Annotated in this window: 12 protein-coding genes; 7 read left to right on the top strand and 5 right to left on the bottom strand. The window is 73.4% G+C overall.

The annotated features are described in order from the left end of the window. Positions 1–105 precede the first annotated feature (105 nt). The gene (locus WA640_RS26665; RefSeq protein WP_106365069.1) at positions 106–1,410 is read right to left on the bottom strand and encodes an ammonium transporter; all 1,305 of its coding nucleotides are present in this window, start codon (positions 1,408–1,410) and stop codon (positions 106–108) included. A gap of 522 nt (positions 1,411–1,932) precedes the next feature. Here WA640_RS26665 and WA640_RS26660 point away from each other — a divergent pair. Then, positions 1,933–2,937: a LacI family DNA-binding transcriptional regulator gene (locus WA640_RS26660; protein ID WP_219926819.1), complete on the top strand. Its 1,005-nt coding sequence runs from the start codon at positions 1,933–1,935 to the stop codon at positions 2,935–2,937. A gap of 43 nt (positions 2,938–2,980) precedes the next feature. Beyond that, the gene (locus WA640_RS26655; RefSeq protein WP_335991895.1) at positions 2,981–5,380 is read left to right on the top strand and encodes a CBM35 domain-containing protein; all 2,400 of its coding nucleotides are present in this window, start codon (positions 2,981–2,983) and stop codon (positions 5,378–5,380) included. Between the two features lie 53 nt (positions 5,381–5,433). Here the strand turns inward: WA640_RS26655 and WA640_RS26650 are convergent, their stop codons facing one another. Then, positions 5,434–6,279, bottom strand: a complete 846-nt coding sequence (locus tag WA640_RS26650; protein WP_335991894.1) for an aldo/keto reductase — start codon at positions 6,277–6,279, stop codon at positions 5,434–5,436. A 175-nt stretch (positions 6,280–6,454) separates the two neighbouring features. Here WA640_RS26650 and mscL point away from each other — a divergent pair, with 175 nt between their 5' ends. The 4 genes from mscL (at position 6,455) to WA640_RS26630 (ending at position 9,071) form a co-directional block, all read left to right on the top strand. Next, a complete protein-coding gene (gene mscL, locus WA640_RS26645) occupies positions 6,455–6,841 on the top strand; it encodes a large conductance mechanosensitive channel protein MscL (RefSeq protein ID WP_335991893.1) in 387 nt (128 codons plus the stop codon). Between the two features lie 121 nt (positions 6,842–6,962). Then, a complete protein-coding gene (locus WA640_RS26640) occupies positions 6,963–7,775 on the top strand; it encodes a VOC family protein (RefSeq protein WP_335991891.1) in 813 nt (270 codons plus the stop codon). A 76-nt stretch (positions 7,776–7,851) separates the two neighbouring features. After that, positions 7,852–8,649: a VOC family protein gene (locus WA640_RS26635; RefSeq protein ID WP_335991890.1), complete on the top strand. Its 798-nt coding sequence runs from the start codon at positions 7,852–7,854 to the stop codon at positions 8,647–8,649. A 38-nt stretch (positions 8,650–8,687) separates the two neighbouring features. Further along, positions 8,688–9,071, top strand: a complete 384-nt coding sequence (locus WA640_RS26630; protein WP_335991888.1) for a hypothetical protein — start codon at positions 8,688–8,690, stop codon at positions 9,069–9,071. Positions 9,072–9,162: 91 nt separating this feature from the next. On the opposite strand, the gene WA640_RS26625 is transcribed toward WA640_RS26630, so the two are convergent. Both WA640_RS26625 and WA640_RS26620 read right to left on the bottom strand, forming a co-directional pair. After that, positions 9,163–10,875 carry an ABC transporter permease subunit gene (locus tag WA640_RS26625; protein ID WP_335991887.1) on the bottom strand — a complete coding sequence of 571 codons (1,713 nt, stop codon included), beginning with the start codon at positions 10,873–10,875 and terminating at the stop codon, positions 9,163–9,165. A gap of 2 nt (positions 10,876–10,877) precedes the next feature. Beyond that, positions 10,878–12,380, bottom strand: a complete 1,503-nt coding sequence (locus WA640_RS26620; protein WP_335991886.1) for an ABC transporter substrate-binding protein — start codon at positions 12,378–12,380, stop codon at positions 10,878–10,880. Positions 12,381–12,496: 116 nt separating this feature from the next. Here WA640_RS26620 and WA640_RS26615 point away from each other — a divergent pair, with 116 nt between their 5' ends. After that, positions 12,497–13,030: a GNAT family N-acetyltransferase gene (locus WA640_RS26615; protein ID WP_335991885.1), complete on the top strand. Its 534-nt coding sequence runs from the start codon at positions 12,497–12,499 to the stop codon at positions 13,028–13,030. On the opposite strand, the gene WA640_RS26610 is transcribed toward WA640_RS26615, so the two are convergent. Next, positions 13,027–14,193 carry a 4-hydroxybenzoate 3-monooxygenase gene (locus WA640_RS26610; protein ID WP_442904845.1) on the bottom strand — a complete coding sequence of 389 codons (1,167 nt, stop codon included), beginning with the start codon at positions 14,191–14,193 and terminating at the stop codon, positions 13,027–13,029. The genes WA640_RS26615 and WA640_RS26610 overlap by 4 nt on opposite strands.

Raw genomic sequence — 14,193 nt, 5'->3', positions numbered from 1 at the left:
TTGATTGGACTGCTACGAGCTTAACGGGGCGCGCGGCGGGACGCGAAAACAGGACGGCCGCCCCGTGGCGGGGGCGGCCGTCCTCAGCGGTGTGAAGAAGCCTTGCTAGGCGTTGACCTTCTCGGGCTCGCCCGCGGCGACGGGCGCGTCGACGCTGGTGTTGCCGTTGACGGGCAGGTCGTAGCCCGCCTCGCCGTGCTGCGCGGCGTCGATGCCCGCGAGCTCCTCCTCCTCGGAGATCCGGATGCCCATGGTGAACTTCAGGATCAGGCCGATGAGGAAGGCGACCACGGCCGAGTAGACCAGGACCACGCCGGTGGCCGCGGCCTGCTTGCCGAGCAGTTCGAAGCCGCCGCCGTAGAAGAGGCCGTCGACGCCGAGGGCGTTGGACTCGGCGAAGGTGAACAGGCCGAGGGAGACCGAGCCCCAGAAGCCGGCGACCATGTGCAGGCCGACCACGTCGAGCGCGTCGTCGAAGCCGAACTTGTGCTTCAGGCCGATGGCGAAGGGGCAGATGATCCCGGCCACGGCGCCGATGGCGATCGCGCCGAGCGGGGTCACGTAGCCCGCGGCCGGGGTGATGGCGACGAGCCCTGCGACGACGCCGGAGCAGCCGCCGATGATCGAGGGCTTGATGCCGCGGAGGCGGTCGATCAGGAGCCAGGCGAGGACCGCGGCGGCGGTGGCGACCTGGGTGTTCAGGAAGGCGAGGCCCGCGAAGCCGTCGGCGGCGAAGGCCGAGCCCGCGTTGAAGCCGAACCAGCCGAACCACAGCAGGCCCGCGCCGAGGAGGACGAGCGGCAGGTTGTGCGGCGCGAAGTTGCCGTCCTTCCAGCCGATGCGGCGGCCGACCACGATCGCCAGGCCGAGCGCGGCGGCGCCGGCGTTGACGTGGACCGCGGTCCCGCCGGCGAAGTCGAGCACGCCCCAGTCCTCGATCCAGCCGCCGCCCCAGACCCAGTACGCGACCGGGCAGTAGACGACGATGACCCAGACGGTGGCGAAGACGACCCACGCGGAGAACTTCATGCGGTCGGCGACGGCGCCCGCGATGAGGGCGACGGTGATGATCGCGAACATCATGCCGAAGGCGGTCCACACGGCGTTCGGGACGCCGCTCAGACCGGCCTCGCCGAGGACCTCGATCGCGTGGCGGGAGCCGAACAGCGAGGTGAAGTCGCCGATGAGGGGGTTGTCGCCGGAGCCGTCCCCGATGGCGAGCGACTCGCCGACGAGGACCCAGACGACGCTGACGAGGCCGATGGCCACGAGGCACTTCATCATCATGTTGATGACGCTCTTGGCGCGGGTGAGGCCGCCGTAGAACAGGGCGAGCGCCGGAGTCATGAGCAGGACAAGGGCGGCTGAGGTAAGAATCCAGGCTGTGTTGCCGGTGTCGAGACCCTCCATGGGCGTGCCGCCTCCTCTCTCCGAAGATAGGTAGTAACTGCTTGCAAAGGGCTTTAGAGTCGTCCGGCGTCGAGGGGAGCGACGGTGCTCAGGAGCTGTTGTCACGCGCCGGCCTTGCGACCGGCGCGTGACGCTCCTACCTACCGGAGTGAAGCCAGCTTCACTGCGACGTGTTACGCGACCCGGGCCTGCGTGTTAAGAAGCTGTCGCCAAAGATTTCGAGTGTGTGAACTCACCCTCACAGGGGGCCGTTTCGGCGTGGCCAGCGTCGCGGGTGGGGTCGATGCGGCATTTGAACGCATTGACGGGCCCGAATGAACCGTGACTTCGGCATGACCGCTCCGTTACGGAACTGTGCTCTAATGGCTGTGGATCGACAGATAGGTGAACGTTCACAGCGGGCGGCGTATCGTCGTAGGGGACCGGGGTGCCGCGGGCGCCCCGGAAGGCGTGCGCGCGAACGAAACATGGAAAGCGACGGCAGCGATGGCGCAACCGAAGAAGGCAGCCAGTATCTGGGACGTGGCGCGGCTGGCCGGCGTCTCGCACCAGACCGTCTCCCGGGTCGTCAACGGCTCCCCCAGGGTCGCGGCCGCGACCCGCGACAAGGTCCTGGAGGCCATCGCGGAGCTGGGCTACCGGCCCAACCGGCTGGCGCGGAGCCTCGCGGGCGGGGCGGCCGAGTCGGTCACCGTCCTCACCGCCGACACCTCCCTCTACGGGCCCGAGGCGGCGCTGCGCGGGATCGAGAAGGCCGCGCGGGCCCTCGACTGGAGCGTGCAGATCTCGGTCCTCGACCCCGCGGACACGCACTCGGACGCGGACATCATCGCGCGCCTGCCGCGCGCGGGCGAGCCCACGATCATCATGGCGCACGACGAACCCGGCATGCGCGCCAAGCAGGTCCTGCTCGACCAGCAGCCGCACGCGATGGTCGCGATCGGACCGTACACCGCCGAGGAGCTCGCGGCCTCGCCGTGGCTGGTCGGCATGGACGACGGGAAGGCCGCCGCCGAGGCGACCAGGTACCTCCTGGACCTGGGGCACGCCACCGTCCACCACCTGGCGATCCCCACCTCGACCGCGACGTTCGGCGGCGGGAAGGCGCACCGGGCCGAGGGCTGGGCGCGGGTCCTGCGCGAGGCCGGGCGGGAGGTGCCCGAGCCGGTGCCGTCGGGGTGGACGATCGCCGAGGCGTTCAAGGCGGTGCAGCCGCTCGTGGCCGACCCGTCGGTCACCGCGATCCTGTGCGGCAACGACCACCTGGCGCTGGCGACGATGCGCGCCGCGCACCTGGCGGGCCGCTCGGTCCCCGGGGACCTGTCGGTGGTGGGCTTCGACAACACCCCGTTCTCGGCGTACACGACCCCCGCGCTGACCACCGTCAACCAGGACTTCGAGAGCGTCGGCCGCGGCGCGTTCGAGCTGCTGCGCCACCGCGTGGACGGCTCGATCCCGCGGCCCGTGCCGGGCTGGCCCGAGCCCGAGCTGATCGTCCGCGAGACCTCGGGGCCGCCCTCCTCCTGACCTCGTGGAGGCGCGACCCGCAGACCCCCGAAAGGCCCAGCTGATGAACCCCGTCCCCTCCGATCCGCCGGCGGGGCCGCCCGGCCCTGTGGCGCCGGCGGCCGTGCTCGCCGCGGACTTCGCCTCCCCCACCGGCCCGGTCCTGCACGGCGCCACCGGGTCCCTGTACGGCGTGGCCGAGGACGGCGTGCCCGGCGACGAGCTGCTGGACGCGCTGGACCTGACGACGCTCGCGGCGGGGCCCGACGGGGGCGCGCGGCACCCGGGCGGGGACGCGTCGGGCGCGGTGGCGGTGCTGCGGCGCAACGGGAGGCCGCGGGGGAAGGCGGGGGTCGCGTTCGTGTACCTCCAGGACCTGTTCGCGTCCTGGCCCTACGAGGACGTCGGGATCGACGTGTACCACGAGCGGCTGTGCGCGGTCGTGCCGCCGATGCTCACAGAGGCGAACGCGGGGCGGCTGGTGCTCGTGCCGTTCAACGAGCCGGACTGGATCTGGTACGCGCTCAAGGAGAACGACCCGGCCCGGTTCGACCGGTTCATGGCCGACTGGACCACGACGGTGCGGCTGCTGCGGCGCGTGGCGCCGGGCGTGCCGCTCGCGGGCCCGAACGAGGGCTACTTCCACCGGGAGTTCCTGCGGCACTTCCTGCGCCGCGCCCGCGACACCGGGACGCTCCCGGAGTGGACGGCCTGGCACGAGCTGTCGCCGAAGTCCCTGGCGGACTTCAGGAGCCATCACGCCGAGTACCGGGACCTGGAGCGCGAGCTCGGGATCGACCCGCGGCCGGTGAACATCGACGAGTACGCGAACAACCGGGACCTGTCGGTGCCGGGACAGCTGGTGCAGTGGGCGGCGCTGTTCGAGGACGCGAAGGCCCACGCGGACATGGCGTTCTGGACCGCCGCGGGCGGCTACTCGGGTGCGGCGCCGCAGACGAACGTGCCGAGCGGCGCGTGGTGGCTGCTCAAGGTGTACTCGGGGATGACCGGCACCACGGTGCGCGTGACGCCGCCGCGGCCGGACACGCCGGACACGTTGCAGGGCATCGCGAGCCTGGACGCGGAGCGGTGCACGGCGCAGGTCCTCGCGGGCGGGTGCGCCGGGGACTTCACCGTCGCGGTGCGGGGCCTGGACGCGGAGGCGTGGGGGCCGGTGGTGACGGCGACGGTGCACCGGATCGACTGGACCGGGTACGAGGGCGCGGCGGCCCCGCCGGTGGCGCTGAGCCGGGTCACCGGACCGCCGGGCGGCTTCGATATCGATGTGCCGCAGGCGGACCGGATGGCCGCGTACTGGATCACGCTGGCGCCGGGGGAGGCCGGGCCGGTGCCGCGAGCGCCGTGGCGCGGCACGTGGGAGGCCGAGCAGGCGCGGATCACCTCCGGCGAGGTGGCGCGGCAGGGGCATCCCGGGGAGGGCGACGGGTTCGCCGCGTCGGGCGAGTACGACGTGAGCGGCCTGAACATGAACGACTCGGCCGTGACGTTCTCGGTCGAGGTCCCCGCGGAGGGCGAGTACGACCTCGCGGTGTTCTACTCCCACATGTACGGGCGCGGCGCCGAGGCGACCGAGCCGCAGCCCGCGCAGCAGGTCCTGGCCGTCAACGGCGCGGAGCGGTTCGTGGAGTACCCCTCGACGATGAACTGGCAGCACCGGTCGGTCGTGCACGTGCCGGTGGCGCTGCACGCGGGCGAGAACACGATCGAGCTGTCGAAGTCGGGGGCGATCGGCACGGCCCGCGGCGAGGTCGCGCTCGACAAGATCGACCTGACGGAGCGGCTCCCGGCGCGCTGCTCCTACGACGGGGCGTTCGCGCGGTACGAGGCGGGGAGCGACGAGCCGGTGTTCGACGTGTACGCCGCCGAGGACCGGTACCACCGGTTCGCGGGGGCCGCGCGCGGCGTGCTCCTGGGGCCGCAGAACCAGTGCGTGCCAGTGGATCTGACGCGGCCGGTGTTCCTGCATGCGGGGATCAACCGGCTCCGGGCCGCGGCCGCGCGCCTCGACGTCGAGCCCGCGGAGGGGCCGGCGCCGATCGACGTGGACGCGGCCGACGCGGTCCGCTCGGGCGGGTCGTGCCTGATCGTCAACGACTTCGCGCACCGCGGGCACGTGATCGGCTGGAACGGGCGCGGCGCGGGCGCGGCGATCGCGTTCGAGGCCGCCGCCGGGCCGCACGCGCTGCTCGTGTCGTACGCGAACGGCGAGCGCGCCGAGGGCCGCCCGTCCGGGGCCGACATCGTGACGCGCCACTGCGACCTCGTCGTCAACGGCAAGCCCGCGGGGCGGTACCCGATGCGCGGCACGTGGACGTGGAACGACTTCTGGACGTACCCGGTGATCGTCGACCTCGCAGAGGGGCGCAACACGATCGCGTTCGGCAACGAGCACGGCCCGACCGCCGAGTTCGAGCGCTTCCGCATCGCGCCGCTGAACCCCTGAGACGCCGACGGGCCCGCGCCGGACGGCGCGGACCCGTGCGGGGACTCGCAGTGCTACGCGGAGGCGAGGCCGTCGAGCGCCGCGAACTGGGCGTCGGTGAGGACGACCTCGCGGGCGGCGACGTTCTCCTCCAGGTGCGCGATCGAGCTGGTGCCGGGGATCGGCACGATGTTGTCCGAGCGGCGCAGGAGCCACGCGAGCGCGGTCTGGGCGGGGGTCGCGCCGACCTCGGCGGCGATCTTCCCGACGGGCCCCTCGGGGCCCGCGTGCTCACCTGCGGCGATCGGGAACCACGGGATGAACGCGATGCCCTGCTCGGCGGTGTAGTCGAGGACGGCCTCGCTCTGGCGGTTGATGAGGTTGTACAGGTTCTGGACGCTCGCGATCGGGGCGACCGCCTGCGCCTCCTTCAGCTGCTCGACGGTGACCTCGGAGAGGCCGATGTGCCGGATCTTGCCCTCGCGCTGGAGGTCGGCGACCGTGGCGATCTGGTCGGCGACCGGCAGGGCCGGGTCGAGGCGGTGGATCTGGTACAGGTCGATCGTCTCGGTGTTCAAGCGCCGCAAGGACAGTTCGGCCTGCTGGCGGATGTAGGCGGGCTGGCCGAAGGGGACCCACTCGGCGGCCGTGGGGCGCGTGTTGCCGCCCTTGGTGGCGATGACGAGGCCGTCGGCGTACGGGTGGAGGGCCTCGGCGATGAGCGACTCGTTGTCGCCGAGGGCGTAGGAGTCGGCGGTGTCGATGAAGTCGACGCCGAGCTCGACGGCGCGGCGCAGCACGGCCTTCGCGGACTTGCGGTCCTTCGGCGGGGTGAAGATCCCCGGGTCGCCGGACAGGCGCATCGCGCCGTAGCCGAGCCGGTCCACGGTCAGGTCGCCGCCGATGGTGATGTCGCCCATGGCTGTTCTGCCTCTCTCAGTGCGCCGCGGGCCTGCTGCGCCGCGGCACGGTCGCATGCCGGGTCCAACCGCCGCGGGCGCCCGCGTGTTCCCGCACGGGTGATATCGCATCGGTCACAGCGACACCGCGGGCCACGGTCGCGGCCGGGGCCGGGACGGATGCGAGGATCGGGGCATGATCAAAGGTTTCAAAGAGTTCCTGATGCGCGGCAATGTGATCGAACTGGCCGTCGCGGTGGTCATGGGCGCGGCGATGACGGCGCTCGTCGGCTCGTTCGGCGAGGCGTTCCTCAACCCGCTCATCAAGCTCGTCACCGGCGGCGGCGAGGTCGGCGGCAGCTTCACCGTCAACGGCGTCGAGTTCCCGTACGGGGTGTTCCTCAACGGCATCCTCGTGTTCTTCCTGACCGCGGTGGCCGTGTACTTCGTGGTCGTGTACCCGATGAACAAGCTCATGGAGCGCTTCGGACCCAAGAACGAGCTGTCCGAGGAGCTGGAGGCCGCCGAGGTCGTGCTGCTCCAGGAGATCCGCGACCTGCTGGCCGAGCAGCGCCAGCGCTGAGCGTCCGTCCCGCCCGTTTCAGGGGCGGCGGCGCCGGGCAACCCCCGGTGGCGCCGCCCCTTGCCAGTGCCGCACCGGCCTGGGACGCTGGACCCCACCGACCGCGACGGGAGGGCACGCGATGCCGACCTCGATTCCACTGGGCGCCCCGATCTGGGCCGACGCCGTGACCCCGGACCTGGCGGGGGACGTGGACTTCTACATGCGGCTGTTCAACTGGGCCGCGTTCGACTCGGGCGAGCAGTTCGGGCACTACACGGAGCTGTGCCTGGGGACGACAGTCTCGGAGGCGCGGGCCGTGGGCGGGATCGCCGAGGCCGCGTCGGGCGCGAAGGGCTCGGCGTGGGGCGTGGCGTTCCACGCCGGGGACTGCGTGCGGACGGCGGCGGAGGCCGAGAAGCTGGGCGCGCAGATCACGAGCAACCCGATCCGGGTGGGCGACGACCTGGTGTACGCGGCGCTGAAGGACCCTGACGGGGGCGCGTTCGGGCTGTTCGAGCCGTTGAGCGAGAAGGTCGGGTTCACGGCCCGGAACGAGCCGGGCGCGATCGTGTGGTTCGAGTACGTGTACGACGGCGCGCCCGTGGAGGCCATGCAGTTCTACGCGGAGCTGCTGAACTGGTCGCTGCACGCGCCGGACGGGTCGGAGCCGGGGCACGACGCGCCGTACGTGGGCCTGCGGACCCGCGAGGGGCACGCGCTGACACGGTCCGAGGAGTTCGGCGGGGCCCGGATGGCGCTGGGCCCGGAGCTGGACATGACGCCGCACTGGACGGTGTGCTTCGGGACGGCGTCGGTGGACCTGACGGCGGCGAAGGCCGTGGACCTGGGCGGGGCGGTCGCGGTGGCGCCGGTGGACGACCCGGGCGGGCGGATGGCGGTGCTGGCGTCGCCCACGGGGGCGTACTTCACCGTGATGTCGCCGCGGGAGTAGCCGAATCGCGCTCGCGTGTCGGTCCTCCGTGCGACGGTGGGACGGTCACGACGTCTCTGCGAAGGAGCAGCGCACGATGCCATCGATCCCGCTCGGAGCCCCGATCTGGTCGGACTCCCTGACCGCCGACCTGGCGGGCGACACCGCGTTCTACGAGGGCCTGTTCGGGTGGTCGTCGGAGAACTCGGGCCCGGAGTACGGCGACTACACCACCTTCTCCCTGCCGGGTGCCGAGCCGCGCCCGGTCATGGGGATCATGCCGTGCCCTCCCGGCATGTCGCCGTCCCGCACCTGGAACCTCCAGTTCCGGGTCGCCGACTGCGACGAGGCGGTCGACAAGGCGCGGAGCCTGGGCGCGGCGGTCGACGCCGGGCCCGAGAGCGTCGGCTCGATGCTGCGCTTCGCGATGCTGCGGGACCCGAACGACGCGTCGTTCGGGGTCGTGGAGGCCCTGGACCCGACCACCGGGTTCGGCGTGTGGGGCGAGGTGAACTCGATCGCGTGGGCCGAGTACCACTACGACGGGGCGCCCGCCGACGCGATGCGGTTCTACGTGGACCTGCTGGCCTGGGACGCGGTGACCCCGCCGTGGGAGGACCCGGCGAACCCGACGCCGTACACGGCGCTGTCCGCGCGCGGGGACTCGAAGGAGTTCGGGGGCTGCCACGCGGCCGACGGGTTCGAGAAGTCGATGCCGCCGCAGTGGAGCGTCATGGTCGCGGTCGAGGACGCGGACGCCTTGTGCGCCAAGGCTGTCGAACTCGGCGGCTCGGTCGCGGCCGAGCCGATGGACGTCCCGGGCCTGCGCGTCGCGGGCATCGCGACGCCGAGCGGCACGGTCGTGGGCGTCCATTCCCCGCGCGCCTGGGTGTAGGCGGATCCGCCCTGGCGGCGGCGGGTTAGGTTCGGCGAATGACCCCTTGGAAGATCTTCGCCGTCTGGTTCGCCGCCGTAGCGGTCGGCACGATGCTGGTTGCGCTGCCCGATTCGGATGGACCGGTGGTGCGGATCAGCGACATGCACGGACCCGGGCCCCTGGACCTGGCCGGGATCGGACTGATCGCGGTCGGCTCGGTCGTCCTGTGGGTGTGGCTGATCCGGCGCGCGCGGCGGATCGCCGCGCGGCTCGGCGGGGCCGGGACGGCGTGGCTGGCCGCGGTGTTCGCGGCGTCGCTGGCGGTCGTGGCGTGGTCGGTCCTGACGGATTCGGGCTGGTGGTGGGCGGTCGGCGCGGGCGCGGCGACCGCAGTACAGCTCATCGCGCTTGGCGCCAGCGGGGACCTCGCCGGCGTCTGACCCGCGGCGGGCCGTCCCGGTCGCGCAGAGGCGCCGCTACGACGACGGAGCAACCTGCGACGATCCGCGTGAATCCGTTGGCGTGTCGCGTTCAGCCGCGGCGCTGGCGGCGCGGGAGGGCGAGGGCGGCCGTGACGGCGAGGGTCATCGCGATCATGGCCGCTGCGGGGGCGAGGGCGGCGAGGGGCGCGCGTTCGAGGTAGGGCAGGGAGCGGGCGAGGCTGGCGCCCCATTCGGGCGAGTCGGGGCCCGCGCCGAGGCCGAGGAAGCCGAGCGAGGCGATGCCGAGTGCCATGCCGGGCAGGCGGAGTCCGGCGTGGGAGGCGAGGGGCCCGGCGACGAGCGGGAGGGTGTGGCGGCGCAGCATCCACCCGGGTCCGGCGCCGAGGGCGAGGCGGGCTTCGCGGTGCCCGGCGGCGCGGGCCTGCGCGGTGAGGGAGGCGGCGTGGGCGGCGAGCGGGGGCCAGGAGACGGCGACGACCGCGAGGACCGCGCCGGTCTGGCCGCGGCCGAGGATGACGACGACGATGATCCCGGCGATGGCGACGGGGAACGAGTTGCAGGCTTCGGCGAGCGGGTGCGCCAGGCGCGGCGCGAAGCCGAGGGCCAGCGCGATCCCGTAGGAGAGCACGCATGCGGCGACTGCCGCACCCACGGTCCACAGTGCTCCTTGGCCGAGGCGGGCGAGGACGTCGCGGCCGAGTTCGTCGGTGCCGAGCCAGTGCGCGGCCGACGGCGCGGCCAGGCGCCCGTCGGTGCCGATGTCCCCGGTGCGCGCGAGCCCGTAGGCGACGGCCGCCAGCAAGGGGATTGCGGTGCAGGCGATCCAGGCGAGGGCGGTGCGGCGCGGGCCGGTGGCGGGCGGGGCCGCGGGGGCGGTGGTGCCGTCGGGTCCGGCGAGGCGGTTCGCGGCGAGGCGCGCGAGGAGCCCGGCGGTGAAGCCGAGGCCCACGAGGAGGAGCAGGCAGGCTTGGAGGACGGGGAGGTCCTGGGCGTCGGCGGCGGCGAGGGCGGTGCGGCCGAGGCCGGGGACGGCGAAGACGGTCTCGACGGCGACGGCCGCGCCGGTGATGGAGACGGCGATGATCGCGAGCTGCGGGAGCAGCGGCGGGAGGGCGCGGCGCACGAGCCCGCGGACGATGCGGGCGCGGGCGTACCCGGCGGCGCGCCACTGGCGGACCCAGTCCTCGGCGGCCACGGCGCCGACGGCGTCGCGGCTCAGTCGGGCGAGGACGCCGCCGCCGGACAGGCCCATGGCGAGCGCGGGGAGCACGAGGTGCTCGGGTCCGGTGAAGCCGTACGCGGGGAGGAGGCCGAGCCAGGCGGCGAAGACGGCGACGCCGAGGGCGGCGACGAGGAATTCGGGGAGGGCGGCGAGCCCGGCGACGGCGATGCCGCCGCCGCGGACCGGGCGACCCTCGGCGGCGCGGGCGAGGGCGGGAAGCGTTGCGGCGCAAGCGATGGCGAGGACGACGGCGAACGCGGCGGCCATGACGGTGAGGGAGGTGCCGAGGGCGGGGAGCACCGAGGCCGCCACGGGTTCGCCCGAGACCCAGGAGGTGCCGAGGTCGCCGCGGGCGAGGCCGCCGAAGCGGCCGCCGAGGATCGCGAGCGGCCCGGCGTCGAGGCCGAGGTCGGCGCGCACGGACGCGAGCGCGGTCGCGGTCGCTTCGCGTCCGGGGTAGCGGGCGCGCAGGACGGTGAGGGCGGGGTCGCGGGCGGCGAGCCACGGCAGGAGGCCGACGGCGGCGAGGACGGCCGCGAGGACCGCGAGCCTGGTGAGCAGGCCGCGCAGGAGCGCCACGGTCAGCCGATCGCGGTGGCCGCGGTGATGATGCGGCGCTCGCGCGGGTCGGCGGCGACGTCGGTGACGCCTTGGGCGACACCGGTGACGAGCCGTTCGTGGGCGACGGGGACGACGGCCGCGGTCGCGAGGACGACGGCTTCGGCGTCGAGGACGGCGGCCTGGCGCAGCGCGGCGGCCTCGGCGGGATCGTCGGTCCCGTCGGCGGCGGTCGCGATGGCGGCGACGGCGGCGTCCACGCCGGGGTCGGCGAGCTGGGAGGTGTTGAAGCCGCCGGCGCTGGTGAAGTCGGAGTCGAGGTAGGTGTAGGCGTCGCCGGAGTCCTGGACGACGGAGCGGGACATGAGGAACGCGTCGAATGCCCCGGCGAGCATGTCGGGCTCGATGTCGTTGTACTCGCGGACCTCGGTGGTGACGGCGAATCCGGCGGCCTCCAGCTGGGCGGCGATGACGGTGAGGGCCTCGGGGAGCTCGGCGCGGTTGGAGTAGGTGGCGAGCGCGAGGGTCGCGCCGTCCGGGGCGGCGGCCTCGGGAAGGGTGTAGGGGCGGTGGTCGGCGGCCCAGGCGAGGGCGGGGCCGAAGAGGCCCTCGGGGGCGTCGGCGCGGCCTTCGTAGATGTCGTCCACGACCGGGCCCGGGTCGACGGCCGCGGCGACGGCGGCGCGCAGGGCCGGGTCGGCGAGCGGGCCGGTGCCGGTGTTCAGGTAGAGGCTGACGGTGCGGCCGGTGGGGGCGTCCTGGAGGTTCGCCTCATCGAGGGTCGCGATCTGCGCGTAGGGGACCGCTTCGATGACGTGCGCTTCGCCGGAGCGGAGCGCGGCGACGCGGGTGGCGGCGTCGGGCACGTAGTCGGCGCGGTAGCCGTCCATGGCGGCGGGTTCACCCCAGTAGTCGTCGTGGCGCTTCAGTTCGACGCCGGTGGTCGTGGATTCGGCGATGGCGTAGGGGCCGGTCGCGAAGCCGACGGGGTCGACGGTGTCGCCGGAGTAGGCGCCGGGGGCGAGGATCGCGAGCTGGGGGCTCGAAAGCCGCTGCGGGAGCACCGGATCGGGATCGGTCGTGGTGAGGCGCAAGGTGAGGTCGCCGGTGGCTTCGGCGGCGAGGCCGAGGCCGTCGACCACGCGGGGCGGGGCCGCGGCGGTGGCGGCGGCGTTCAGCGCGGCGGCGGCCGCGGCGGCGTCGAGGGCGGTGCCGTCGTGGAAACGCACGCCGCCGCGGAGCACGAGGTCCCATGAACCGTCGGGGTTCCGGGTCCATTCGGTGGCGAGGAGCGCCACGGGCAGGCCGTCGTCGTCGAGGGCCAGGAGCGTCTCGGCGACGGCCCAGCGGGCGAGGAGGAACGCGTCCTCGGAGTGCGGGGAGAGCCCGGCGGCGGGGGTGAGGGCGTTGGCGAGGACGAGCCGCGCGCTCCCCTCGTCGTCGGCGGCGAAGCATCCGGCGGCCGCGAGCGCCAGGGGCGCGGAGGCGGCGAGGAGGGTGCGCCGGGAGAGGGCGGTCCTGGGCATCGAGTGGGCCTCGTCTCTTCTCGCGAACTTCTTCTTATTGCAAATCGGGTGCAATAATGGCACACATGTCGAGTACCGCCACCGCAGACCAGCTCAGGGGACTATCGGGATACGTTGTGCGCCAAGCAGAACCGGGCGACATCGCAGGTGCCCGCTCCGTGATGCTCGACACGGTCTACCGGGACTTCGGGCACGGCTACCTGCCGCGCTGGCACTCCGACATCATCGACCTCGACTCGTTCTACCTGGCGCCCGAGGACAACACCCTGTTCGTCGCCGAACGCGACGGCGCCGTCGTCGCCACCGCGGGCGTGCGCGGGCAGACTCCGGTCTCGCCGCCGCATCCGGCGCTGGTCGCCGCGGCCTTCGAGGAGGGCCGCACCGCGAGCCTCTACCGCGTGTACGTGCGGCCCGAGCACCGCAGGAGGGGCCTCGCGGGCGCACTCGTCGACGCGTGCCTCGGCTTCATCGCCTCCCGCGACCGGTACACGGGCGTGTACCTGCACACCGACGCGCGCACGCCCGGCGCCGTCGAGTTCTGGTCGGGGCGCGGCGACGTCCTCTTCGACGAGCGGATCGCCGTCAACGAGCACCGCCACACTGACGAGCCCTTCGAGACCGTGCACTTCCGGCTCCGCATCCCCCGCTAGTCCGCGTACGGCAGCCCCGTGTAGTTCTCCGCCAGCGCCGTCGCCTGCGCCCGCGAGCGCGCCACGTACGCCAGGTGCGATTGCTGGAGCCGCCGGTCGTACGGGTCGCCCTCGAAGCGGTGCAGCAGGGTCGTCATCCACCACGAGAAGTGCTGCGCGCGCCAGACCCGGTCGAGGCAGGCCGCCGAGTACGCGTCGAGCAGCGCCTCGCTCCCGGTCCGGTAGTACTCCCCCAGCGCTCGGGCGAGCACTCGCACGTCCGCGACGGCGAGGTTGAGTCCCTTTGCGCCCGTGGGCGGCACGATGTGCGCGGCGTCCCCGGCGAGGAACAGCCGCCCGAACCGCATCGGCTCGGCCACGAACGACCGCATCGCGGCCACGTCGACCTGCGTGATCGGCCCGGTCGCGAGCGTGAAGCCCGGGACGGTCTCGTGGCGGGCCTTCAGCTCGGCCCAGATCGCCTCGTGGGTCCAGTCGTCGGGGCGGGTGTCGGGCGGCACCTGGAGGTAGAAGCGGCTCACCGAGTCGGACCGCATGGAGTGCAGGGAGAACCCTCGCTCCGACGCCGAGTAGACCAGCTCCGGCGCGGACGGCGCGACGTCGGCGAGGATGCCCAGCCACGCGAACGGGTACGTCTTCTCGTACACCGCGAGGTCCGCGGCGGGCACGGATTCCCTTGAGACGCCGTGGAACCCGTCGCACCCGGCGATGAAGTCGCAGTCCAGGCGCTCGCCTCCGAACGTCAGGTACGGGTCGGCGAGGCTCCCGATCGCGACGTCCTCCACCTCGAACCGGAGGTCCACGCCGTTCGCGAGGTTCGCCGCGATGAGGTCCTTCACGACCTCCTGCTGCCCGTACACGGTGATCGCACGGCCGGGCACGAGCTCCTCGAACGCGATCCGGTGGCCCTCGCCGCCGAACCGCAGCTCGATCCCGTGGTGCACCTGCCCCTCGGCACGCATCCGCTCCCCCACACCCGCTTCGGCGAGCGTGTCGGCCGTCCCCTGTTCGAGCACGCCCGCGCGCACCCTCGACTCGCAGTGCGCGCGGGACCGCCGCTCCAGCACCACCACGTCGATCCCCTTGGCGGACAAGAGGTGCGCGAGGAGCAGCCCGGCGGGCCCGGCCCCGATGATCCCGACACTGGTCTTCGAAGGGCGCAG

It is taken from the genome of Glycomyces sp. MUSA5-2 (assembly GCF_037034145.1).
Classification (GTDB): domain Bacteria; phylum Actinomycetota; class Actinomycetes; order Mycobacteriales; family Micromonosporaceae; genus Glycomyces; species Glycomyces artemisiae.
Note: the sequence above shows the minus strand (reverse complement) of the source record. Positions and strands in the feature narration are given on the sequence as shown.

Excerpts from the sequence above, each read along its gene's own strand:
- WA640_RS26665 (WP_106365069.1), bottom strand. The coding sequence starts at position 1,410 with ATGGAGGGTCTCGACACCGGCAACACAGCCTGGATTCTTACCTCAGCC.
- WA640_RS26630 (WP_335991888.1), top strand. The coding sequence starts at position 8,688 with ATGACCCCTTGGAAGATCTTCGCCGTCTGGTTCGCCGCCGTAGCGGTC.
- mscL (WP_335991893.1), top strand. The coding sequence starts at position 6,455 with ATGATCAAAGGTTTCAAAGAGTTCCTGATGCGCGGCAATGTGATCGAA.
- WA640_RS26620 (WP_335991886.1), bottom strand. The coding sequence starts at position 12,380 with ATGCCCAGGACCGCCCTCTCCCGGCGCACCCTCCTCGCCGCCTCCGCG.
- WA640_RS26640 (WP_335991891.1), top strand. The coding sequence starts at position 6,963 with ATGCCGACCTCGATTCCACTGGGCGCCCCGATCTGGGCCGACGCCGTG.
- WA640_RS26655 (WP_335991895.1), top strand. The coding sequence starts at position 2,981 with ATGAACCCCGTCCCCTCCGATCCGCCGGCGGGGCCGCCCGGCCCTGTG.
- WA640_RS26650 (WP_335991894.1), bottom strand. The coding sequence starts at position 6,279 with ATGGGCGACATCACCATCGGCGGCGACCTGACCGTGGACCGGCTCGGC.
- WA640_RS26635 (WP_335991890.1), top strand. The coding sequence starts at position 7,852 with ATGCCATCGATCCCGCTCGGAGCCCCGATCTGGTCGGACTCCCTGACC.